Here is a 22,533-nt window from a genome sequence, read left to right as displayed (position 1 = left end):
TTGCCTGGCTTAACAAGTTCAAGCGTGTCATTACACGTTGGGACCGCTGCATCGAACATTACACCGCCTTTGTTCATCTCTCACTCATCATGATTCTGCTTCGCCGCCATTTATGAAATGAGTTCTATTCAAAATACGATCCCAACCGTTTGCTCAACACGATAATGTCCCGCTTGTCCCTCAAGAGCGACAGAGAGCTGAGCCGGAAACTGCATATCTCCTACAAGCTGCTCGAGAAGATCCGCAGCGGCGCCCTGACGATCAGTCCGTCGATGCTGCTCTGGATGGCGGAATGCGCGCAGACCAGCATTGAAGAACTGCGCAGCGTATTGGGCGAAAGGCGATCCAGGGCACGGATGCATACTGTGAAAATGACGTGATGCCGGGATGAGTGAACGTGCATGTTCAGGCGCACGTGTTGACGAAACGAGGCGATTCGACAGGCTGGCTTGAAGTGTCGTCCTGCAGCAGGACTCATGTTCGGGAAGTTATCTTTACCTGTATGAAGTCTAAAGGTTTGCTTAAGTGGGCAGAGCAATGTTCTGTGTATTTCACGCAGTGCATTTCCCTCATTGAGTCCTTCACATTTTTTGACCGTGCTATCGCATCGCATATGAGTACCCCTCTCCCGCAAGCGGGAGAGGGGCAGGGGTGAGGGGGATAGCAAAACCTCCTACGGTCTTGGTCGCTCTCATCCCCAGCTACGTGCTCCCCGACTTGGCTTGCAAGCCAGGTTAAGCTTTAGCAGCGCTATCCGATGATTTGCGAAACCCTGCATGCGGGCGAAGGAAGCATAGTCCCGCCGCCCAACTGTAAAAAGACTTATCGTAAGTCTCCGGGATTGGACGTACGTCCGCAGTACTTTCTAAACCGGCGCATGCTGAAGCAGCCCGTGTGCCCCCGTTTCATCGCGCCTGCCTTCTCGGTGGATGGATATTTCGGGTAAAAGTGAATACATCTTGCCTTAACATCAAATGAAAACAACACTTTCATATCAGCGTAACGTACGGCAGGCATAATCTTTGCAGGCCATTGCAGGTATAACGAGCCAAATGCAAACAGAATGAATCGCAGGCACGCAGATCAAACATGTATTCAATGATTAACTTGAGTGACACAGCAACAAACCTGGTACGCAGGCCAATCGACGGAAACGTAATTACCGCAAGCGGACGCCTCATTCCGCAGCCGCCCTGGATCATTCCGCAAGACCGCGCTACCACGATCGCTTACGATCAGTGGCTGATCGATCAAAGCAGAAGCGAGGCCATCGAAACCGGTGAAGACTGGATGGTCTGCCGATTGGCCGGCCTAGACGCCGGGTTCATGGACGCGGCGCTTCGTCATCTGCTCAGTGATTTCCTTTTCGGCCTGCCGGCGCCGGAATTCGAAGCAAGAAGCCGCATCGGCTTGTTGCGGGAAGAATAGATCACTGCGTACTGTCGATCAGGTTGATCGGCAAATCCTGCTCCCCCGAAGGATCAAGGGGAATATATACCGTCAGCGTCGTGCCTTCGCCGGTTGCGCTGGTAATGCGGAATTCGCCGTTGAGCGCATGAATGCGCTCTTCCACGCCGACCAGGCCGAAGGAAGTCCCGGACTTGCGGCGTTCGGGCGCGATGCCGATGCCGTCATCGGTAATTCTCATGACCAGCCGGGTCTTGTCCTGGCGCAGTTCAATGATGACGTGGCTTGCGTTGGCATGGCGTATGACGTTGGTGAGCGATTCCTGCAGGATGCGGAACAGGGAAGTGGCGCGCGCGTCGTCGATCGCAAGTTCCTTTTCATCCATCAGCAATTCGCAGGTGATGCCGCTGCGGCGGCGGAATTCCGCAACCTGCCATTCGATTGCCGCAACTAGGCCGAGATCGAGCACGGCCGGGCGCAGGTTGTTGATGATGGTGCGCACGGTCTTGACGGTGGCGTCGATATGGTTGAGCGCGCTGCGCACCTTTTCATTCAGCTTGGGATGCGATGCGCCTGTGCGGGCGTCCAGCATCGACACATCGATTCGCAGCGCCAGCAGGGTTTGCCCGAGTTCGTCGTGGATCTCGCGCGCAATGCGCTTGCGCTCCTCTTCCTTCACGCGGTCCTGGTGCGCGGTCAGGTCGCGCAGCAGTTCCTGCGAGCGCTTGAGCGCTTCCACCGTATGCTTGCGGTCGGTGATGTCCATGATCGTGCCGCACAGCAGGGCCTGCCGGTCATCCCTGCCGAAACGGGCAATGCTGTGCACCCAGCGCACGGCGCCGTCGAGCCGCGTGATCCTGTGTTCGCAATTGAATTCCGTGCCTTCGTCGATGGCGTGCGCGATGCCTTGCCTGACGCGTTCCCTGTCGTCGGCATGGATGCGCCGCAGGAAGTCGTCGAACTGCGGGCCGTCATTGAAAAGATTCATGCCGAAGATGCGGTAGGTTTCGGCCGACCAGCCCATCCGGCCGCTGTCCGGGTCGAGCGTCCAGCTGCCCAGGCTTGCCATCTGCTGCGCTTCCGCAAGGCTGGCTTCGCTGGTACGCAGATCCTTGGTCATTTCGCGTGCCAGTTCGACCGCGCGGCGGCGCGCCGTCATCATCGAGTAATAGATGGAAAACAGCAGCGTCGAAGCCAGCAGGCCGCCGACCAGTACGATCCAGGCCAGCGAAACATCGAAGCCGTTCAGCATGCGCGAGCGCGGCGCCGTGATTTCCGCTTCCCAGACGCGCGGGCCCACGGTCATCGAAATCCGCTTGATGAACAGGTCGCCCGCCGCGGGCCGCTCGGCCGGCCGGTTCTCGGCGCTGTCGAAGATCAGATGCTGACTGGCGGCAGCCGAGGCGGCCTGGGACGGCTCATCTGTCGCACCGGTGTCGTAGAGCCGGATGCGCATGGTATCGAGCATGTTCGCGTCGATGGCGCCGAGCATCAGCTTGTTGACATCGAAGCCGGCGCCCACCGAGCCGTAATACGCCGCCCGGCGCTGTTCCACCGTCTTGATCGGCATGCCGCGCCTATAGACCGGCATGCGCATGGCGAGCCCGACGTGGCTGTGGGGGCCGGATATGCGGATCAGCCTGCCGGAGGAAACCAGCTGGCCGGTATCGCGCGAGGCCGCCAGCGCATTTGCCGCCGCGGCGTTGGCGGCCATGTCGACGCCGAAGGACACCATGTTGCTCTCCATCGGCTCGATGTAGGTCAGCACGTTGTAATCCTTGCGTTCGCCCGCCGGAATGACGGCGAAATTGGGATAGCCGCCGGGGGTGACGCTGTCGTCGCGCCTGACCGACGCCTCGAAAGCTGCCTTTTCGGCGTGCGGGAAGTGACGCGCGAAATTGAGGTTGGTAATGCCGGGGAAGCTCGATTCGAGCTTGAGTTCCCTGATATAGGCTCGGAACTGGTCCCGGCTGATGTTATCGGCGGTGTAGAAGAGAGCGGCTGTGCCGCGCAATACATCGATATAGGAGCGCACGCGGTTCTGTATCGCGAGCTGGGCATTTTCGGCGAAGTACTCGAACTGCGACTTCGCCTTGTCTTCGACCACCTGAGTAACCAGGATGTGGAGGAGCAGGGAGCCCGTGACGCCAAGCCACCAGGCCGGGGAAGTCAGCAGGGAAATCAGAAACCGGCGTGAAATGCGCATCTTGCCCAAAAATAAATCGTTCATCTGCTTGATACTTCTGCCCGTCCTGATGCATCCGCAACGCGGCTGCTGGTTTGTGCCGCCGACGGTGCGGACTCCGCCGACGGTCCTGTGCTTTCCGTTCCGGCAAGCAGCCAGCTTCGCAGTGTACGGACATTCCTGCCGGCATGCACTCGCGAGCCACTCCGAAACGAAGTGAGGACATGCTGTTTTTTGCCTGTGTCGCGTCCTCAAAGATATATTGTTTTCGAGAAACATGGCGCGAGGCAAGCTTGAGTTACGTCAATTCCCATGCCCGTTTCCTGTCGGATTGCAATGATATATTTTCCTCGCTGCAATTGCTTCGTTATCAAAGATTTAACAGTGGCATTGTGAGAACGAGATGTTCCGATCAATCTTCTCGTACCCGTCGCATGCCCGGCACAGGCTGGCGCGGGACTGGTATGGATTCCATGGGAGGCAGGAAAATGAACCAGCAGACGTCCAATAACGGCCAAGACAAGACTGCGGCGCAAATGATCGAGGCGGTGTACGCCCTGGATCTCGATCCGATCAAATTTAAACTGATGGATGCCAAGGAAGGACACGGCTGGACGCGCGAGGAAGCCGACCGGCATGAAATCGAATATCGCCGCTTTCTTGCCCTGGTGGCCAAGTATCCCGAGGAAGCCATTACCCCGGATACCAATGTCGACAAGTTCTGGCACGGCCATATCTTGGACACCATGAAATATGCGGAAGACTGCCAGCAGATTTTCGGCTATTTCCTGCATCATTTCCCGTATTTCGGCATGCGCGGCGACGAGGATGCCGCCAACCTGGCTGAAGCCGCCGCCAAGACACGCAGCCTTTACCAGCAGGAATTCGGCGCCTCGCAATCCGCGCATGCCGGAGAAGCCGGCTATTGCGCCCGCGTTGCCGAGCCGGCAAGCGCCTACTGCGCACGCGCAGTTCAGTATGCAGCCGGAGCGGAAGTCGCCTTGGAAGGCGATGCTGCCTACTGCGCCCGCGTGGCAGCACCAGCCGCCGGCGCATCGTATTGCGCACGGGTCGCCAACCCGGCCGCACCGGCGCTGCCCGAGGCCGCCTACTGCGCACGCGTCGCAGCGCCGCAGTCGTCCTACTGCGCACGCGTCGCCCGCCCGGAAGCGGCTTACTGCGCCCGAGTTGCGGCCCCCGCTGCACCTGCAGTCACCGAAGTTTCCTATTGCGCCCGCGCTGCCGCTCCGGCAGGAGCAGGTACGGAGACTTACTGCGCCGTCGCCCAGCCCTCGGCTGCGCCGGCGTATCTTGCCAAGGTGCTGGGCAAGGGGCGTCCGGCACTCGAGGCCGCAGGCAAACGCTGATATGCCGCCGGACCCACGGGTCCGCATATGGGACGTTCCGATTCTTCACCAGGCTAAACTAGGACACCGATTCTTTGGCTGGACTGGCGGCTCCGGAAGAGCTTCGTTCCCCGTTCTGCCGTGACCGGGCGCCGCACCATGTTGCGGCGCCTTTTCAATGGAAGAAGACGTCAGGCGTCTCCGCCTCGTCCGCTTTCCCCGCATGCTGCTTCCACCGCCTCTAGTGGTGCGTGTTAAGAATTTGTTGGTCAAATAGTGGACGAGAATCGTGCCGATACGGCGTCAACGATGTTAACAACGCGCGCAAGGCCTCGGCCTTGCCGTGCTTGTTTCCTTGTCTCGACTCGATTTCGCCACATTTGCCTTCAACAAATTTCCAGCTCACCCCACCAGGGGATGCCTGCATCTCAGGCAGCACGCCTCCAATACCCGGGCTGCGCATATACCGACTTGAGCATGTCGATGAAGAAGCGAATCTTGGCCGGCAGATGCCGCTGCTGCGGGTAGACCGCCATGATGTCGTAATTGTCGAGCGCGTATTCGTCGAGCACGGTGATCAGTTCCCCGGATGCCAGCTCCGACTGGATTTCCCAGGTGGAACGCCATGCCAATCCAAGGCTCTCGCAGGCCCAGCGGTGCAGCAGCTCGCCGTCATTGCAATCCAGGCTGCCGTTGACCTTGATCGTGACCGGCTTGCCGTTCTGCTGGAAATACCAGCCGCGCTGCTGCCCGCCCTGCAGGTTGAACGCCAGGCAATTGTGATGCTCCAGGTCTTCCAGCGTGCGGGGAATGCCGTTGCGCTCGAAGTATTCCGGCGTGCCGCAGACCACCCGCCGGTTGCTCGCCAGCTTGACCGCCACGAAATTCGGATCGATGGCGCCGCCGATGCGGATGCTCAGGTCGTAGCCCTCGCGCACGAGGTCGACCACGCGGTCGGTCAGGTTGAAGGAAATCTGCACATCCGGATTGGCGGCGATGAAGGCCGGCGCATGCGGTGCCACATGCTTGCGGCCGTAGGCGGCCGGCGCCGATACCACCAGGTGGCCGGTTGCCTTGTGCCGGCCTTCGGCGATGATCTTTTCCGCATGATCGAGGTCGCCCAGCAGCTTGCGGCAATGGTCGAGGAAGACCGTGCCTTCCTCGGTCAGGGTCAGGTGCCGTGTCGTGCGGTGCATCAGCTTGACGCCGAGGCGTTTTTCCAGCGCATCGATGCGGCGGCCCAGCATCACCGGCGTGATGTTCTGCTCCAGCGCGGCGCGGGCCAGGCTGCCCTTTTCGATGACATCGACGAAGGCCTCGATCTGTTTGAACTTGTCCATGGCGGAAACGAATTTGTAGGAGGTTGACCGCCGGGCAGCGGAAATGAGGCAAGACTTTAACCTGCAAACGCGGCCATTATTCCATACCGAGAGTATTGAATACAGCGATTAATTGTGTCCTTATCAAACTTTATGTTCGCCTTTAGACTCAGTCCATCGAATTTTGACTCTCATTGACTGTGTCCAGGAGGATGTATGGCTAGGATGACCGCAGCGGAAGCGGCGATTTACGTGTTGGAGAAGGAAGGCATCGACCAGGCGTTCGGCGTGCCGGGCGCAGCGATCAACCCGTTCTATGCGGCACTGCGCAAGCGCGGCAGCATCAAGCATATTCTTGCGCGCCACGTCGAAGGCGCGTCGCACATGGCTGAAGGCTACACCCGCGCCAAGCCGGGCAATATCGGCCTGTGCATCGGCACGTCCGGCCCGGCCGGCACCGACATGATCACCGGCCTGTACTCGGCCCAGGCCGACTCCATTCCCATCCTGTGCGTAACCGGCCAGGCGCCGCGCGCCCGCCTTTACAAGGAAGACTTCCAGGCGGTGGATATCGAATCCATCGCCAAGCCGGTGACCAAGTGGGCAGTCACCGTGCGCGAACCGGCATTGGTGCCGCGCGTGTTCCAGCAGGCCTTCCACCTGATGCGCTCGGCGCGTCCGGGCCCGGTGCTGATCGACCTGCCGTTCGACGTGCAGATGGCCGAAATCGAATTCGACCCCGAAACCTACGAGCCGCTGCCGGTTTACAAGCCGTCCGCCACTCGCGCCCAGATCGAAAAGGCGCTGGCCATGCTCAATGAGGCCGAGCGTCCGCTGATCACCGCCGGCGGCGGCATCATCAATGCCAATGCTTCCGAGTTGCTGGTCGAGTTTGCCGAAGTCACCGGCGTTCCGGTGATCCCGACGCTGATGGGCTGGGGCACGATTCCCGACGATCATCCGCTGATGGCTGGCATGGTCGGCCTGCAGACCAGCCACCGCTACGGCAACGCCACCATGCTGGAATCGGACTTCGTGCTTGGCATCGGCAACCGCTGGGCCAACCGCCACACCGGTTCCATCGACGTATTCACCCAGGGCCGCAAGTTCGTGCATGTGGATATCGAACCGACCCAGATCGGCCGCGTGTTCGGTCCTGATCTCGGTATCGTCTCCGATGCGGGCGCCGCGCTGAAGCTGTTCGTCGAAGTGGCGAAGGAATGGGCAGCCGCAGGCAAGCTGAAGGACCGCAAGAGCTGGGTCTCGTCCTGCCAGCAGCGCAAGCGCACGCTTTTGCGCCGGACCAATTTCGACAATGCGCCGATCAAACCCCAGCGCGTGTATGAGGAAATGAACCGCGCCTTCGGCCGCGACACGTGCTACGTCAGCACCATCGGCTTGTCGCAGATCGCCGCCGCGCAGTTCCTGCACGTCTACAAGCCGCGCCACTGGATCAACTGCGGCCAGGCTGGCCCGCTCGGCTGGACCGTGCCGGCAGCGCTCGGCGTATGCGCCGCCGATCCGGAACGCCCGGTGGTGGCGATCTCCGGCGACTACGACTTCCAGTTCATGATCGAGGAACTCGCCGTCGGTGCGCAGTTCAACCTGCCTTACCTGCATGTGGTGGTGAACAACTCCTACCTCGGCCTGATCCGCCAGTCGCAGCGCGGCTTCGACATGGATTATTGCGTGCAGCTGTCCTTCGAGAACATCAACGCGCCGGAACTCAACGGCTATGGCGTCGACCATGTCGCCGTGGTGGAAGGCCTGGGCTGCAAGGCGATCCGCGTGACCAAGCCGCAGGATATCCAGGACGCCTTTGGCCAGGCTCGTGCATGGATGCGCCAGTACCGGGTGCCGGTGGTGGTCGAGATCATTCTCGAACGCGTCACCAATGTGTCGATGGGCACCGAGATCAACAACATCAACGAGTTCGAAGAACTGGCGGAGAAGCCCGAGCATGCACCGACGGCCATCGCCCTGCTGGATTGAGGAGGAGACTACATGACGAAGTTGGCAGCGAACCTGACGATGCTCTTCAACGAGCATCCCTTCATGGAGCGTTTCGAAGCAGCGGCGCGCGCAGGCTTCCGCGGCGTGGAATTCCTGTTTCCCTATGCCTTCCATGCGGACCAGATTGCGGACAAGCTCAATGCCTATCAGCTCGACCTGGTGCTGCACAATCTGCCGGCGGGCAACTGGGAAGCGGGCGAGCGCGGCATCGCCTGCCATCCGGACCGCATCGGCGAGTTCAGGGAAGGCGTCGATGAGGCGATCCGCTATGCGAAGGTGCTGGGCACCAAGCAGCTCAACTGCCTGGTCGGCAAGCTGCCGCCGGGAGTGAGCTACGGACAGGCGCGCGAGACTGTCGTGGAGAATCTGAAGTATGCGGCCGACATGCTCAGGGAGCACAGGATCAGCCTGCTGATCGAGCCGATCAACGACTTCGACATTCCGGGCTTTTTTCTGACGCGCACCCGGCAGGCGATCGACCTCATCCGCGATACCGGGTCGAGCAACATCTACCTGCAGTACGACATCTATCACATGCAGCGTATGGAAGGCGAGATCGCCAATACCATCAGGGCCAACCGCGACATCATCCGCCACATCCAGCTGGCGGACAATCCCGGGCGCTTCGAGCCGGGGACGGGGGAGATCAATTACCGGTATTTGTTCGGGATGCTGGAAGAGATCGGGTATGACGGCTGGATCGGCTGCGAGTACAAGCCGAAGGCGGGGACGGTCGAGGGGCTGGGCTGGCGTCAAGACCACGGAATTTGACTTGCTCCCTTCTCCCGCAGGCGGGAGAAGGGTTGGGGATGAGGGGGGTAGCAAGACCTCCTGATGTTATTGCGGGCGCCCTCACCCCCAACCCCTCTCCCGCTTGCGGGAGAGGGGAGTAGATCAGATTGCGGATCATCACCACAAACCTCATCCCCAGAACTAAACAATTCAACGGAGAACAACATGGCAAAAATCGGTTTCATCGGACTCGGCATCATGGGCGCACCCATGGCAGGCCACCTGCAAGCAGGCGGGCACAAGCTCTATCTGCATGACCAGAAAAACCCGCCCTACCAGCTGATCGAAGGCGGCGCCACCGTCTGCACCTCCGGCGCCGAAGTTGCCAAGCGCGCCGACGTCATCATCGTCATGGTGCCGGACACGCCGCACGTGGAAGCGGTGCTGTTCGGCGAGAACGGCGTCGCCAGCGGGCTGGAAAAGGGCAAGATCCTGATCGACATGAGCTCGATCTCGCCGATCGCCACCAAGCAGTTCGCCAGGCGCATCAACGAGCTCGGCTGCGAATATCTCGATGCCCCGGTTTCCGGCGGCGAGGTCGGCGCCAAGGCTGCGTCGCTGACCATCATGGTTGGCGGCTCCGAAAGCGCATTCAACGACGTCAAGCCGCTGTTCGAACTGATGGGCAAGAACATCACCCTCGTCGGCGGCAATGGCGACGGCCAGACCACCAAGGTCGCCAACCAGATCATCGTCGCGCTCAATATCCAGGCGGTGGCCGAGGCCCTGCTGTTCGCTTCCAAGGCGGGCGCCGATCCGGCGCGCGTGCGCCAGGCGCTGATGGGCGGCTTTGCTTCCTCGCGCATTCTCGAAGTGCACGGCGAGCGCATGGTCAAGCGCACCTTCAACCCCGGCTTCCGCATCGAGCTGCACCAGAAGGACCTGAACCTCGCGCTGCAGGGCGCCAAGGCGCTGGGCGTGTCGCTGCCCAACACCGCCGCCGCGCAGGAACTGATGAACGCCTGCGCCGCCAACGGCATGAGCGGTCTCGACCATTCTGCGCTGTGCCGCGCGATCGAGCTGATGTCCAATCATGAAATCGCCAAGGGCTGATTTGCGTACAATAAGGATCGCCTTTTCCATTTCCTGAAAGCCGCCGCCATGCCAGACATCAACCCCCGCCAACTCCTGCTCGACATGTATGCCGCCGCCGTCGGTGCCGTCAGTGCCGACAAATGCCTGCCCGCCTTTTTGCCCAAGCCTTCGCCTAACGGCAGGACGCTGGTAATAGGCGCGGGCAAGGGCGCGGCGGCGATGGCCAAGGCGGTCGAGGATCACTGGGAGGGCGAGATCGGCGGCCTGGTCGTCACCCGCTATGGCCACGGCGCCGACTGCAGGAAGATTGAAGTCGTGGAAGCGGCGCATCCGGTACCGGATGAAGCCGGCCGCCGCGCCGCCGGGCGCATGATGGAAATGGTGCAGGGACTGACCGAGAACGACCTGGTGCTGTGCCTGATCTCCGGCGGCGGCTCGGCCCTGCTGGCGCTGCCGGGCGAAGGCATTACGCTGGAGCAGAAGCAGGCGGTCAACAAGGCGCTGCTCAAGAGCGGCGCCAACATTTCCGAAATGAACTGCGTTCGCAAGCACTTCTCCGCGATCAAGGGCGGGCGCCTGGCGCTGGCCTGCGCGCCGGCGCGCGTGGTCACGCTGCTGATTTCGGATGTGCCGGGCGACGATCCCGGCGTGATCGCGAGCGGCCCGACCCTGCCAGACCCGACGACATGCGAACAGGCGCTGGCCATCCTGCGCAAGTATGGAATCGAAGTTCCCGACAACATGCTGCAGACGCTGACGTCGGGTGCAGGCGAAACGCCGAAGCCGGATGATCCGCGCTTCGCGCGCAACAGCCATCACGTCATCGCCACCGCGCAGCAGGCATTGGAAGCCGCCGCTGATGTGGCGCGCGCCGCAGGCATTACGCCTTGCATCCTGTCGGATGAAATGGAAGGCGAGGCGCGCGATGTCGGCATGGTGCATGCGGCACTCGCAAGGCAGGTGGCGCTGCGCGGCCAGCCTTTCCAGAAGCCTTGCGTCATCATTTCCGGCGGCGAAACCACGGTGACGGTGCGCGGCAAGGGAAGGGGCGGGCGCAATGCGGAATTCCTGCTCAGCTTCGCCACGGCGCTCAACGGCTTGCCCGATGTGCATGCGATCGCCTGCGACACCGACGGCATCGACGGCTCGGAAGACAATGCCGGCGCCATCTATCAGCCCGATTCGGTTTCGCGCGCAGAACAGTTGGGCAAGCGTGCGCGCGCCATGCTGGACAACAACGACGGCTACGGCTTCTTCGATGCGCTCGGCGATCTGGTCGTCACCGGCCCGACGCGCACCAACGTCAATGATTTCAGGGCAATCCTGATTCTCTGAGCATGACCGGTCCGGCAGCCGCCGGACTTTTTCTTTGTCAACCCGCCACTTCCGGCCCTCGCCGGGAGCAGGCCCTCTTTTACCCGTTTGGAAGCAACATGACCCGACGTCAACGCAAGGCAAAAATTCTGGCCACCCTCGGCCCTGCCAGTTCCGGCAAGGAAGCGATACAGGCATTGTTCGAGGCCGGCGCGGATGTATTCCGCTTCAATTTCAGCCACGGCACCCATGAAGACCATCGCGCCCGCTACGACATCGTGCGTGAGGTCGAGCGCAGCGTGGGCAGGCCGATCGCCATCCTGGCCGATCTGCAGGGGCCGAAGCTGCGCATCGGCCAGTTTGCGGAAGGGCGCGTGACGTTGGCGGCGGGCGATGAATTCCGGCTCGACCGCAATCCCGCGCCGGGCAGCCGGCAGCGCGTCTGCCTGCCGCATCCGGAATTGTTCGAGGTGATATCGGCAGGGCAGTCCCTGCTGCTCGACGACGGCAAGCTGAAATTGCAGGTCCTGGACAGCGACGGCGACGCCATCTTCACGAAGGTGGTCACCGGCGGCGTGCTGTCCGACCGCAAGGGCGTCAATGTGCCGGACGTGGTGCTGCCGATTCCCGCGCTGACGGAGAAGGACAGGCGCGACCTGGAGTTCGCGCTGGCGCTCGGTGTCGACTGGATCGCGCTGTCGTTCGTGCAGCGCCCGGAAGACTTGCTGCAGGCGCGCGAATTGATACAGGGCCGCGCCGGTTTGCTGGCCAAGCTGGAAAAACCGGCTGCGCTCGACCGGCTGGAAGACATCGTTCAAGCGGCGGACGCCGTGATGGTAGCGCGCGGCGATCTCGGCGTGGAACTGCCGCCGGAGCGGGTGCCAGGCGTGCAGAAGCGCATCCTGCGCAGCTGCAGCAGGCAGGGCAAGCCGGTGGTGATTGCCACGCAAATGCTGGAATCCATGATTTCCGCGCCGGTGCCGACCCGGGCCGAGGCATCGGACGTGGCCACCGCGATCTACGACGGCGCCGATGCGGTCATGCTGTCGGCCGAATCGGCGAGCGGCGCCTATCCGGTGCAGGCAGTGGCGATGATGGACCGCATCATCACCGAGGTCGAGCGCGATCCGCAGTACCGCAGCGTGATCGACGCCCATCGCGGCGAGCCGCTGCCGACGCGCGGCGACGCCATCTGCTCGGCGCTGCGCAGCGTCACCCAGATCATCGGCGCGCAGGTCACCATCACCTATACGACATCCGGCCACACCAGCCTGCGCGCGGCACGTGAACGGCCGGCCGCGCCCATCCTGAGCATCACGCCGCATTTGTCCACCGCGCGCAAGCTGGCGCTGGCGTGGGGCGTGCATACGACGGTGAGTCCTGATGTGCGCAGTGTAGACGAGATGGTGGCGGCCGCATGCAAGACGGCCTTGCGCGAGCAGTTCGCGCGTCCTGGAGATCTGGTGGCGATTGCGGCGGGCATGCCGTTCGCGGAATCGGGAACGACGAACCTGTTGAGGATAGCGGAGGTGTGGGAGCAGACGGTGTAGTTCAAGCAATACTGTTCTGGTATCAGATAGTGCAGGCCTCCGCGCCTGCACCAATCCCCTTGGTCCGAAGAACCGACCGATTACAGCAGGTCGTTACAGCAGATGATCCAGCAGTTCCGGACCAAACACTTCGCGATGCAGGCGGTTCGCCGGCACGCCGGCTTCAATCAATGCCTTCCATTGCGCCTGCATGAACCCGATCGGACCGCAGAGATAGACATCGGTCTCTTCGCGCGCCCATGCCGGAAGCTTGGAAATGTCCATCAATCCTTCATGAATGCCTTTACCCTTGGCGCCTGCTGATTCATGGAAGGTCGCCACCGCAAGGTTCGGCATGCGCTTCTGCGCTGCTGCCACATCGGCGCGATGCGCATGCAGCGCTTCGCTGCGTGCCGCGTGCGCAAACACCACGCGTCTTGCCGGCTGCACCTGTGCGATACGGTTCAGCACCGAGATCATCGGCGTGATGCCGACGCCGGCCGACAGCAGCACGATCGGCTTGTCCGATTCGGTATCCGGCGTGAAGTCGCCGAAGGGATGCGAAACCGCGATCACACTGTTGCGCTCGATATTGCGATGTATCCAGTTCGATACTTCGCCGGCCGGGGTTGCGGTATCGCCGCGCTCCCGCTTGACCGAGATGCGCAGACGATCGGAAGCCGGCGCATCGGACAGGCTGTACTGGCGCAACTGCTGCCGGCCATCGCCGAGATCGGCGCGCACGCTCACATACTGGCCCGGCTTGAATTGCGGCGCGGGCTTGCCGTCGACCGGTTGCAGCACGTAAGAGACGACATCGTCGGACTGCCTGGTGACTTCGAGCACGCGCATGTCGCGCAGCGCACCCGGTGCTACGCCGGCGTCGGCATACAAATTCTTTTCCGTTTCGATCAGCAGTTTTGCCAATGCATTGTAGGCTTCGTCCCATGCCGACAGCAGCGGCGCGGTGGCAGCGTCACCGAGTGTTTTCTGGATCGCGCCGAGCAGGTAGCGGCCGACGATAGGGTAATGATCCGCACGGATGCCGACCGACACATGCTTGTGGACGATGCGGCTGACCACCGGGCCGAGCGCACCCGGATTGCCGATGTTCGCAGCGTAGGCGAAAACGGCTGCAGCGAGCGAGTTCTGCTGAGCGCCGTTTGCCTGGTTGCCCATGTTGAACAGGTTCGTCAGTTCGGGATGCGCGGCAAACATGCTGCTGTAGAACGTGCGCGTAATGGTGGTGCCGTGTTCGCGCAGAACGGGAACGCTGGCATCGATATACGGGCGTGCTTCGGCTGAGATCATGATTTCCCCTTAAATATACAAATTGAATGCTGTTTATGGGCAAAAAAGAAGGCATTGAGCTGCCGTCATGACTTCGCAATGTCGACGCCTTGAGGGTGAACGACATGTAACGCCTAACGGCACGAATGCCTTTGCTGTCTTTGCCGCGATTCTATCAAAGATGCATAAATAAAGCATCTTTAAATTTGCATCGTTTCGCGGTTTTCAAATTCGGAATGGCGAACGCGACGGATATCGATTTGTCTACTTGCCTGTCATCGTTGTCTTCAGCAAGAAGGTTGCAAGCCGTTGCCGGAAAACGCCCAAGGAAAAATCATGAAGACAGAAAAGGAAAAAATGCTTGACGGAGAACTGTACGATCCGCTCGATCAGCAGCTGTCCCAAGAACGCCGCCATGCCCGCTTGCTATTCAAGGCATTGAACGATACCCGTGATGACCAGGTCGAGGAGCGCAGCCGCATCGTCAAGGAGCTCATTCCCTCATCAGGAACGGGCGTCTGGATAGAGCCTCCGTTCTACTGCGATTACGGAAGCAACATCGTTCTCGGCGACAAAGTCTTCTTCAATTTCAATTGCGTCGTTCTCGATGTGGCGCAGGTGAAGATCGGGTCGCGTGTATTGTTCGGTCCGGCCGTGCAGATCTATACGGCGACACATCCCTTGTCTGCGGACGAGCGACAAACCGGGTTGGAGCTCGGCAGGGCAATCGAGATTGGCGATGATGTCTGGGTCGGAGGCGGGGCGATCATTTGCCCTGGAGTGCGCATCGGGAATCGATCGGTTATTGGTGCCGGTAGCGTGGTGACCAAGGATGTTCCGGATGGTGTATTTGCTGCGGGTAATCCGTGCGTCGTACTGAGGGAGATCGATCAGTGAGGGCAATGGTTCATAGTGCAATTCACGGTTGCGGCCAGACTTTCAATGACCAGCAGAACGTACAAACCTTGAAAGACTCCCTTCTCCCGCAGGCGGGAGAAGGGTTGGGGATGAGGGAAGTAGCAAAGCCTCCTCAGGTCTTGACAATCTCCGTCACCCCCAGCCCCTATTCCGCCTGCGGGCGAGGGGGAGAGTCTCCCATCTCGACGGATTGCGGCGATTATGCCTGGGCTACTGCGCCGCCACCCGGATCAACTCCTGCGCCCGCTCCGCAATCGGCGATGCATACCCCGCACGCCGGACAATCCCGATCTGCCGGTCCAGTCCTTCTATCATCGCCGGACGCATGATCACATTGTCGGGCAGAGCTTCAGGCCGTACGCCGCGCGTATTGATCATGCTGAGCAACTGCGTCTGCGAGACGATCATGATCAAGCCGTTCAAGGTATCCGCTTCCACCACCATGCGCGGCCGCGGCAAGCCTTGCGCCGAAAGGACGCGCTCCATCTGAGAGCGCGTCAGTTCATGCCTGCGCGTGCCGGCCCATGGATATTTCACCAGTTCCTCCAGCGGCAGCTTCCGGCGCTTTGCGAGTGGATGCGTCCGGTTGAGCATCAGCGCCACAGGATCTTCATACAGCAGTTCATGCTCGAGCGGCGCTGCGACGTGTTCCGGGATCGGGCAGACCGCAAAGTCAACCTCGCGGCGGCTGACGGCATCGACCAGTACGGCACTGAATGCGGTGGTGAAGCTGATGTGCGCCGCAGGACGTTCCGTGATCAGCTGCGGCAGCAGGGCACGGATTGCGAAATCGGTGGTGGCCGGCGTAATCCCCACCCGCAGAAGCCCCGCCTGGTTCCCGCCGAGGTCGCGGGCTTCCTGCATTGCGTTGTCGATGTCGCGCGATACCGATTGCAGGCGCAGATGCAGCGCGCGTCCCGCATCGGTCAGCTCGACGCCGCGCACCGTGCGGATGAGCAGCTTCACGCCCATCTTCTTTTCAAGCCGCTGAATGGCCTTGCTCAATGCCGGCTGCGAGATCCCCAGCCGCTCGGCTGTGCGCGTGAAAGTGCCGGAAGCGGCAAGGGAAAGAAAATAGTCGACGTCGTCGCTCAGCATTAGCCATTCCTTTCGGTTATGGGTGTTGCGGTTGGAGTTATTTTACTTCATGGCTGGCGGGCTCCATAGTTCTGGAAAACACGGTGGAACCGCCGGACACGAATAGCAGGCCGCGGCGCAGTGCCACGCAGCCATGACAACAGGAGACTCTCATGCCGAAATCTTTCACGCGCCGCCAATTCCTGCAGACGAGCGCCGCGCTCGTTGCCAGCACAGGCTTGCCTTTTGCCAATGAAGCGCTTGCACAGGACGATTGGAGTGCCGGCGAAGTCGTTCACCTGTTGCCGACGGCAAATCATGAGCGCGTATTGCTGAAAGCCTCGTTCCAGCAGCCGCTGAAAGATGCACCGCAGCTGCGTGTGGGCGGGCGCACGGTCAAGGGCCGCCGTTCCGACAGCCTCGGCCGCTTCTGGCAGTTCGATGCGGCGGGCCTGCGGGCCGATACCGGTTACACCCTGCAGATCCTCGACAGCAAGGGCAGGGGACTGTGCTCTCCCTGGCCGCTCAAGACTTTTCCCAAGCCGGATGCGTCGCCGGACCGCGTGCGCCTGCTGGTCTATACCTGTGCCGGCGGCGATCCGGAGGCGAAGGGACCCGGCGGCATGGAAGTATTCCGCTCGCTCGCGATCCGGCATGCGCTGCTGGAGCGCGGGCTCGCATTCCAGCCCGATGCCGTCATCGCCAACGGCGACCATGTCTACCAGGACCAGCGAACCTGGCTGGAAAGCAATAATCCCGGCATCCGCAAGGCGGCGACCGACTTCTACAAGAACATCGGCATGTTCGACACCAGCCTGCCGGTGCTGGGCACCGACAACGAACGCATATTGCGCACGGTGGTCGATCCGCAGATCGCTCACCTGTACGGAACGCGGCTGCGTTCCACGCCGGTGTTCTTCATGATGGACGACCACGACTATTTCGAGAACGACGAGGCGGAAGACAACTTCATTACTTTCCCGCCCGATCATTTCGATCTGAGTCTCGGCCGCACCGTGCAGGACATGTATTACCCGCAATTCCTGCCGGATGCCACCCGCTCCGCGATGCTGCCCGGCACTGGCGCGGGAGACCGGGGGCCGGGTCTGTCGGAATGCTTCGGCACGCTGCGCTACGGCAAGCTGCTCGAGGTGCTGATGTACGACTGCGGCCGCTACATGAACCTCAAGGACCGCCATGCAGGACTCATTCCGCCCGAGGCGGAGAAGTGGCTGCTCGACCGTACACGCACATCGGATGCCCGTCACCTCGTGCACATGCCGTCGACGCCGTTCGGCTGGTCCGCCGGCAAGTGGCGCGAATGGTATCCGGATGTGGTGGTGTCCGACGAAACCATGGCGGCTGCGGCGAGCACGGTATCGCAGCGCTTCGGCGGCGTGCGCGGCAGCAACCTGCGCCTGAGCACCGACAAGCAGAAGTACATGTGGCAATCGGGCTGGTATCAGCAGCACCAGCGCATCGCCGGCGCGCTCACGCAGCAGCAGCGCGCCGCCGTCATGATGTCGGGCGACCTGCATGCGACCGGCTGGGACCGCCTGCTCAAGAGCGGCGAACTCGACATGCGCGCCAATCCCATCAACCTCATCCTTAATGGACCGCTGGGCACCGGCATGGCGGGCTGGCCGAGCGGCCCGCGCGGGCTGGGGCCAGCCGCGCCCGGCGCATTGACGCTGGAGCGCAATGCGCGGCCGATGGAAAAGAATGGCTTCAGCATCATCGATGTCACGCCGGACAAGCTGGTCTGTCATCTGTTCGCCTGGCGCGAACCGGATCCCTTCGATGCCATCCGCACGCTGCAGCCTTACGATGTGGTCGAGATCACCCGGCCGCGCACATGACACTGAACACCGGTATCCGACCATGATTCCATTTCGCCTGACTGCAACGGCTGCATTGTCCATCGCGCTCGTCGCCCTGTTCGCCAACCCGAATGTTGCTGTCGCCGAAGGCCGGCCCGCCGAACCAGCGACTGCGGAATCCAACCGCGCCTGGCTGGGCCGCCTGCCTTTCGCCGACATGCAGGCGTTCGAGGATGCGCAGCGCGGCTTCATCGCGGCGCCGGCGTCGCCCGTTCTCACCGCAGCCGATGGCCGCACGGTATGGGACGGCCGCGCCTACGGCTTCGAATCGAACGCGGAAGCGCCGCCTACCGTCAATCCCAGCCTGTGGCGCCAGGCACGCCTCAACAACGCGGCCGGCCTGTTCAAGGTCACCGAGCGTGTTTTCCAGATCCGGGGCATGGATCTGGCCAACATGACCATCGTCGAAGGCGATTCGGGACTGATCGTGATCGATCCGCTGCTGTCGGCGGAAACGGCGCGCGCCGGCCTCGACCTGTACTACAGCCACCGTCCGCGCAAGCCGGTGGCGGCCGTGATCTACACCCACAGCCATGTCGACCATTTCGGCGGCGTCAAGGGGGTGATCGATGCGGCCGATGCGGCGTCCGGCAAGGTCAAGGTCATTGCGCCGTCAGGTTTTCTCGAAGAAGCGGTGAGCGAGAATGTCCTCGCCGGCAACGCAATGAGCCGCCGCGCACAATACATGTACGGCTCGCTGCTGCCGAAGTCGGCGACCGGCCAGGTCGATGCCGGCCTTGGCAAGGGGCTGTCGCGCGGCACCATCACGCTGATCGCACCGAACGACACCATTGCCGAACCGATCGAACGCCGCCGCATCGACGGCATCGACATCGAGTTCCAGCTGACGCCGGGCACCGAGGCGCCGTCCGAGATGAATCTCTACCTGCCCCAGCTGCGCGTGCTCAACATCGCGGAAAACGCGGTGCATACCCAGCACAACCTGCTGACGCTGCGCGGCGCCAAGGTACGCGATGCGAAGACCTGGTCGTCGTACCTGGGGCAGACGCTGCTGCGCTACGGCCGCGATGCGGAGATCCTCGTCGGCCAGCACCATTGGCCGACCTGGGGCAAGGAAAAAATTGCCTCGCTCCTGGGCGACCAGCGCGACATGTACGCCTATCTGAACGACCAGGCACTGCGCCTGGCCAACCAGGGATACACGCCGATGGACATCGCCGAGCGCCTGCAGAAACTGCCCGAGCCGCTGGCCAGCCGCTGGTATGCGCGCGACTACTACGGCTCCATCAGCCACAACGTGCGCGCGGTGTACCAGCGTTATCTCGGCTTCTACGACGGCAATCCGGCCAGCCTCAATCCGCTGCCGCCGGTGCAGTCGGCGCGCAAGACGATTGAATGGATGGGCGGTCCGGATGCAGTGCTGGAAAAGGCGAGGGCATCCTACAGGCAGGGTGATTACCGCTGGGTTGCGCAGGTCGTGAACCAGCTGGTGTTTGCCGATCCCGACAACAAGGCCGCGCGCGAACTGCAGGCCGACGCGCTGGAACAGCTCGGCTACCAGTCCGAAAACAGCACCTGGCGCAACGCCTACCTGACCGGCGCGCAGGAACTGCGCAAGGGCATTGCTCCCATTCCGCGGCAGAGCACCGCATCCGCCGATATGGTGCGGGCGATGTCGGTGCCGATGTACTTCGACTATCTTTCGGTGCGCCTCAACGCCGACAAGGCCGCCGGCAAATCCATGACCGTCAACTGGGTCTTCACCGATATCGGCGAGAAGTATGCGATGACGCTCAGCAATGCCGCATTGACCTTCCTGCCGGGCGCCTTGCATGACAAGCCCACGGTCACCGTCACGCTGACCAAGGCGGCGCTCGACGACATCGGCACCGCCCGGCAGTCGCTCGGCGATGCGTTGAAGCAGGGCACGGTCAAGGTGGCGGGCGACGGCGCCGCCCTCGGCAGCCTGTTCACGATGCTCGATACCTTCTCGCCGAATTTCGCTGTCGTGACACCGGCGGGAGGCTTCTGAGCAGGGCAGCAAAAATGGTTTTACAAGTCGCGTCTTTTCCCTTCTCCCGCAGGCGGTTCACAGGCAGGGTTTCGCAAACCATGGTTTGCACTGCCAAGATCTGGCTTGCAAGCCAGATCGTGGAGCGCGGAGCGAGGGCCGGGGATGAGGGATTTGTCGACACCGATCTTCGTCACAACCGCCCTCACCCCAACCCTCTCCCGCCTGCGGGAGATGGAGCAAATACAAATGCGCGGGTCTTGTCAAAAAATTTCTGCACACTTGTTCAGAGCCCGACCGGGGCGGCCTCGATATTGCGCCGGCCATGCCGGCATGGCAACATGCCCGCGATGAGCCGACCTTTATTGTTGCCGCCCCTACGCCAATGACTGAGCCCTTCTACGACCAACTCGCACCTTACTATCATCTCCTCTACGGCGACTGGGAGGGTGCTGTGAACGTACAGGGCGCTGCCTTGTCCGCACTCCTTCAGGAGCTGGGCATCGGGGCGGGCGCGTCCATTCTCGACGCGGCGTGCGGCATCGGGACGCAGACGCTGGGGCTGCTGGAGCGCGGCTACAGGGTAACCGCATCCGACCTGTCTCCCGGAGCGGTCGACAGGCTGCAGTCCGAACTGGTGCGCCGCTCCCTGCATGCCGATGTCAGGGTCGATGACCTGCGCAACCTTCATCATGCACCATCAGAATCGATGGACGCCGTTCTCGCCTGCGACAACAGCATTCCCCATCTGCTGTCGGATGGCGAGATCCTGGAAGCCTTCCGCAATTGCTACCGTTGCCTGCGCCCCGGCGGAGCGGCGGTGTTTTCGGTGCGCGACTATGCAAGCATCGAGCGCAAGACCCCCGATGTACGTCCTTACGGGATGCGCTATCAGGACGGCAACAGGTTTCTCGCCGTCCAGGTCTGGGAATGGGATGCCGACCAATACGATCTGCGCATGTATCTCACCAGCGAGTCGCCCGCTGGCGAATGCGACACGCGCGTGCTCACGTCACGCTACTATGCGATTACGGTCGAACGCCTCGCCGCCCTGCTGAAAGAAGCGGGATTCTCAGACGTGCAGCGCCGGGACGACGTCCTGTTCCAGCCGGTCCTCCATGGCCGCCGCCCGCAGCTTCTCGGTCTTGAATGAGTACCAGGGCATCGCTTTGCGCAGGGAGATGACGTTGCCGGCGGACTGCGTGTCGTACCCCGGAAGATCGTTGATCAAGAGCTGCCATTCCCTGCGCCCGAGCAAGTCCCTGAGCTTGACGATGGCCGGCTCATCCAGCGATTCCTTCAGGCAGACGAAGTAATACTGCTCCCTCAGCAAGGGAATGAATCCCAGTCCGCTCTTGGCGGCGGCGGCCTGGATGCCGAAGCCGACATCCGCCTGACCGGAGGCAACCGCCGCCGCAACCGCCAGGTGGGTCGGCTCGACGATGTCGAAGCCGTTGATGCTGGCTGCTGCAATGTTTTCCGCCGCCAGCAGCTGTTCAATTTCCAGCCGCGTGCCGGAACCGTCTTCCCGGTTGATGAAGCGGATGTCGGCACGCTTGAGATCGCGCAGGCTCCTGATGTTTTTCGGATTGCCTGGCCGCACCATCAGCCCCTGCTGCCGCCCGAGAAAATTGATCAGTTTGTGCTTGCCCGGCTTGAGCAGTTTCTTGAAGGCTTTCTGGGTGAGCGTGCCTTTGGCCCGATCTTCGCTGACGTGGAAACCTGCCAGCAGGCATTCGCCGCGCGACAGGGCCGCAAGGCAATCCATGCTGCCGCGGAACTGGAGGTCTAGATGCAGCTTCGCTTCCTGCGCCATGAACTCCTTCAAGCGCGGCAAGGCCATGTCATGGCTGGCGACCATCGAAACGACATGCGTCGTGGGATCAAAGGCAAAGGCGAATTCGCGCTCCATCTCCGCCACCAGGTTTTCAAGCTGAGGCAGAACGCGCGTCTTGGCCCGCTGCTCGGCAAACAGCAGCTTTTCACCGAAGCCGGACAGCCGCGCCCGTTTGCCGCGCTCCCACAGGATCAGATCCGATCCGAGAGACTCCTCCCATTTTTTCAGGGTGCCCCAGACATGGCGGTAAGACAGGTTCAGACGTTCGGCCGCCTGCGCCACCGACCCCGTGCCGTGGATCGCGGCCAGGAGTTCGAACAAAGGATTGTCCAGATGCGGCTTGTCGACAGGCGCATGGGAAAAAGTGTAGCCGAGTTTTATGTGCAGCATATGCAATCCTGTTCATATGAAATTGCATGTGAAGGAAGCTCCTAGCATATCAATAAACCTTGGCAGGCTGCATGGAAGGCCGCTTTTCATTGTGCGGAGCAGGTAGGCATGTTTGAAGAAAGCTGCCGGAAATTCCAACAGTTCAGCATCAAACATATGAAAACCGGTTCATATTGGAATGCCAACCGCTGGTGGTTACCATGTCAACCAACACCGATGGCAGCCGGTC

17 protein-coding genes are annotated in these 22,533 nt (G+C 61.6%); 12 read left to right on the top strand and 5 right to left on the bottom strand.

What is annotated here, in order from left to right; translation table 11 throughout:
• Positions 1-164: 164 nt before the first annotated feature.
• Positions 165-380 carry a hypothetical protein gene (locus IGW03_RS19465; protein ID WP_194724197.1) on the top strand — a complete coding sequence of 72 codons (216 nt, stop codon included), beginning with the start codon at positions 165-167 and terminating at the stop codon, positions 378-380.
• Between the two features lie 727 nt (positions 381-1,107).
• A complete protein-coding gene (locus IGW03_RS19460; protein ID WP_194724196.1) occupies positions 1,108-1,428 on the top strand; it encodes a hypothetical protein in 321 nt (106 codons plus the stop codon).
• Position 1,429: 1 nt separating this feature from the next.
• Here the strand turns inward: IGW03_RS19460 and IGW03_RS19455 are convergent, their stop codons facing one another.
• Complete coding sequence (locus tag IGW03_RS19455; protein ID WP_194724195.1) at positions 1,430-3,637, bottom strand: CHASE domain-containing protein; 2,208 nt, start codon at positions 3,635-3,637, stop codon at positions 1,430-1,432.
• 443 nt (positions 3,638-4,080) lie between these two features.
• On the opposite strand from IGW03_RS19455, the gene IGW03_RS19450 reads away from it, so the two are divergent.
• Positions 4,081-4,959 (top strand): glycine-rich domain-containing protein, encoded by an 879-nt coding sequence (locus tag IGW03_RS19450; protein WP_194724194.1) that lies wholly within the window; start codon positions 4,081-4,083, stop codon positions 4,957-4,959.
• Between the two features lie 407 nt (positions 4,960-5,366).
• On the opposite strand, the gene IGW03_RS19445 is transcribed toward IGW03_RS19450, so the two are convergent.
• The gene (locus IGW03_RS19445; RefSeq protein WP_194724193.1) at positions 5,367-6,278 is read right to left on the bottom strand and encodes a LysR family transcriptional regulator; all 912 of its coding nucleotides are present in this window, start codon (positions 6,276-6,278) and stop codon (positions 5,367-5,369) included.
• A gap of 195 nt (positions 6,279-6,473) precedes the next feature.
• Between IGW03_RS19445 and gcl the strand changes: the two genes are divergently transcribed.
• The 5 genes from gcl to pyk all read left to right on the top strand — a co-directional run bounded on the left by gcl (position 6,474) and on the right by pyk (position 12,961).
• Positions 6,474-8,249, top strand: a complete 1,776-nt coding sequence (gene gcl / locus IGW03_RS19440; RefSeq protein WP_194724192.1) for a glyoxylate carboligase — start codon at positions 6,474-6,476, stop codon at positions 8,247-8,249.
• Positions 8,250-8,261: 12 nt separating this feature from the next.
• Positions 8,262-9,041 carry a hydroxypyruvate isomerase gene (gene hyi / locus IGW03_RS19435; RefSeq protein ID WP_194724191.1) on the top strand — a complete coding sequence of 260 codons (780 nt, stop codon included), beginning with the start codon at positions 8,262-8,264 and terminating at the stop codon, positions 9,039-9,041.
• Positions 9,042-9,104: 63 nt separating this feature from the next.
• A complete protein-coding gene (glxR, locus tag IGW03_RS19430) occupies positions 9,105-10,115 on the top strand; it encodes a 2-hydroxy-3-oxopropionate reductase (RefSeq protein ID WP_267253521.1) in 1,011 nt (336 codons plus the stop codon).
• Positions 10,116-10,163: 48 nt separating this feature from the next.
• Positions 10,164-11,432, top strand: a complete 1,269-nt coding sequence (locus tag IGW03_RS19425; RefSeq protein ID WP_194724189.1) for a glycerate kinase type-2 family protein — start codon at positions 10,164-10,166, stop codon at positions 11,430-11,432.
• A 98-nt stretch (positions 11,433-11,530) separates the two neighbouring features.
• Complete coding sequence (pyk, locus tag IGW03_RS19420) at positions 11,531-12,961, top strand: pyruvate kinase (protein WP_194724188.1); 1,431 nt, start codon at positions 11,531-11,533, stop codon at positions 12,959-12,961.
• 93 nt (positions 12,962-13,054) lie between these two features.
• Here pyk and hmpA read toward each other — a convergent pair whose 3' ends face one another.
• Complete coding sequence (gene hmpA / locus IGW03_RS19415; protein ID WP_194724187.1) at positions 13,055-14,251, bottom strand: NO-inducible flavohemoprotein; 1,197 nt, start codon at positions 14,249-14,251, stop codon at positions 13,055-13,057.
• Positions 14,252-14,566: 315 nt separating this feature from the next.
• Between hmpA and IGW03_RS19410 the strand changes: the two genes are divergently transcribed.
• Positions 14,567-15,127, top strand: coding sequence for a sugar O-acetyltransferase (locus IGW03_RS19410; RefSeq protein WP_228535796.1), 561 nt, complete (start codon positions 14,567-14,569; stop codon positions 15,125-15,127).
• A gap of 231 nt (positions 15,128-15,358) precedes the next feature.
• Here the strand turns inward: IGW03_RS19410 and IGW03_RS19405 are convergent, their stop codons facing one another.
• Entirely contained in the window at positions 15,359-16,246 is an 888-nt protein-coding gene (locus IGW03_RS19405; protein ID WP_194724186.1) for a LysR family transcriptional regulator, read from the bottom strand.
• 152 nt (positions 16,247-16,398) lie between these two features.
• Here IGW03_RS19405 and IGW03_RS19400 point away from each other — a divergent pair, with 152 nt between their 5' ends.
• The 3 genes from IGW03_RS19400 (at position 16,399) to IGW03_RS19390 (ending at position 21,230) form a co-directional block, all read left to right on the top strand.
• Positions 16,399-18,084, top strand: a complete 1,686-nt coding sequence (locus IGW03_RS19400) for a twin-arginine translocation signal domain-containing protein (RefSeq protein WP_194724185.1) — start codon at positions 16,399-16,401, stop codon at positions 18,082-18,084.
• Positions 18,085-18,106: 22 nt separating this feature from the next.
• Positions 18,107-20,098: an alkyl/aryl-sulfatase gene (locus IGW03_RS19395; protein ID WP_194724184.1), complete on the top strand. Its 1,992-nt coding sequence runs from the start codon at positions 18,107-18,109 to the stop codon at positions 20,096-20,098.
• 364 nt (positions 20,099-20,462) lie between these two features.
• Positions 20,463-21,230 carry a class I SAM-dependent DNA methyltransferase gene (locus IGW03_RS19390; RefSeq protein ID WP_194724183.1) on the top strand — a complete coding sequence of 256 codons (768 nt, stop codon included), beginning with the start codon at positions 20,463-20,465 and terminating at the stop codon, positions 21,228-21,230.
• On the opposite strand, the gene IGW03_RS19385 is transcribed toward IGW03_RS19390, so the two are convergent.
• Entirely contained in the window at positions 21,150-22,304 is a 1,155-nt protein-coding gene (locus tag IGW03_RS19385) for a substrate-binding domain-containing protein (protein WP_194724182.1), read from the bottom strand. The two genes, IGW03_RS19390 and IGW03_RS19385, sit on opposite strands and share 81 nt — an antisense overlap.
• Positions 22,305-22,533 lie beyond the last annotated feature (229 nt).

This window comes from Noviherbaspirillum malthae, from assembly GCF_015352985.1.
GTDB classification, from domain to species: Bacteria; Pseudomonadota; Gammaproteobacteria; order Burkholderiales; family Burkholderiaceae_D; genus Noviherbaspirillum; species Noviherbaspirillum malthae.
This window is presented reverse-complemented; position numbering and strand designations above follow the sequence as displayed.

Bases quoted from the DNA above. Each gene is read 5' to 3' on its own strand.
- IGW03_RS19445 (WP_194724193.1), bottom strand. From the start codon at position 6,278: ATGGACAAGTTCAAACAGATCGAGGCCTTCGTCGATGTCATCGAAAAG.
- IGW03_RS19455 (WP_194724195.1), bottom strand. From the start codon at position 3,637: ATGAACGATTTATTTTTGGGCAAGATGCGCATTTCACGCCGGTTTCTG.
- IGW03_RS19395 (WP_194724184.1), top strand. From the start codon at position 18,107: ATGATTCCATTTCGCCTGACTGCAACGGCTGCATTGTCCATCGCGCTC.
- IGW03_RS19465 (WP_194724197.1), top strand. From the start codon at position 165: ATGTCCCGCTTGTCCCTCAAGAGCGACAGAGAGCTGAGCCGGAAACTG.
- IGW03_RS19405 (WP_194724186.1), bottom strand. From the start codon at position 16,246: ATGCTGAGCGACGACGTCGACTATTTTCTTTCCCTTGCCGCTTCCGGC.
- hyi (WP_194724191.1), top strand. From the start codon at position 8,262: ATGACGAAGTTGGCAGCGAACCTGACGATGCTCTTCAACGAGCATCCC.
- IGW03_RS19450 (WP_194724194.1), top strand. From the start codon at position 4,081: ATGAACCAGCAGACGTCCAATAACGGCCAAGACAAGACTGCGGCGCAA.
- hmpA (WP_194724187.1), bottom strand. From the start codon at position 14,251: ATGATCTCAGCCGAAGCACGCCCGTATATCGATGCCAGCGTTCCCGTT.
- IGW03_RS19385 (WP_194724182.1), bottom strand. From the start codon at position 22,304: ATGCTGCACATAAAACTCGGCTACACTTTTTCCCATGCGCCTGTCGAC.
- IGW03_RS19390 (WP_194724183.1), top strand. From the start codon at position 20,463: ATGACTGAGCCCTTCTACGACCAACTCGCACCTTACTATCATCTCCTC.
- glxR (WP_267253521.1), top strand. From the start codon at position 9,105: ATGTTATTGCGGGCGCCCTCACCCCCAACCCCTCTCCCGCTTGCGGGA.
- IGW03_RS19400 (WP_194724185.1), top strand. From the start codon at position 16,399: ATGCCGAAATCTTTCACGCGCCGCCAATTCCTGCAGACGAGCGCCGCG.
- pyk (WP_194724188.1), top strand. From the start codon at position 11,531: ATGACCCGACGTCAACGCAAGGCAAAAATTCTGGCCACCCTCGGCCCT.
- gcl (WP_194724192.1), top strand. From the start codon at position 6,474: ATGGCTAGGATGACCGCAGCGGAAGCGGCGATTTACGTGTTGGAGAAG.
- IGW03_RS19410 (WP_228535796.1), top strand. From the start codon at position 14,567: ATGAAGACAGAAAAGGAAAAAATGCTTGACGGAGAACTGTACGATCCG.
- IGW03_RS19425 (WP_194724189.1), top strand. From the start codon at position 10,164: ATGCCAGACATCAACCCCCGCCAACTCCTGCTCGACATGTATGCCGCC.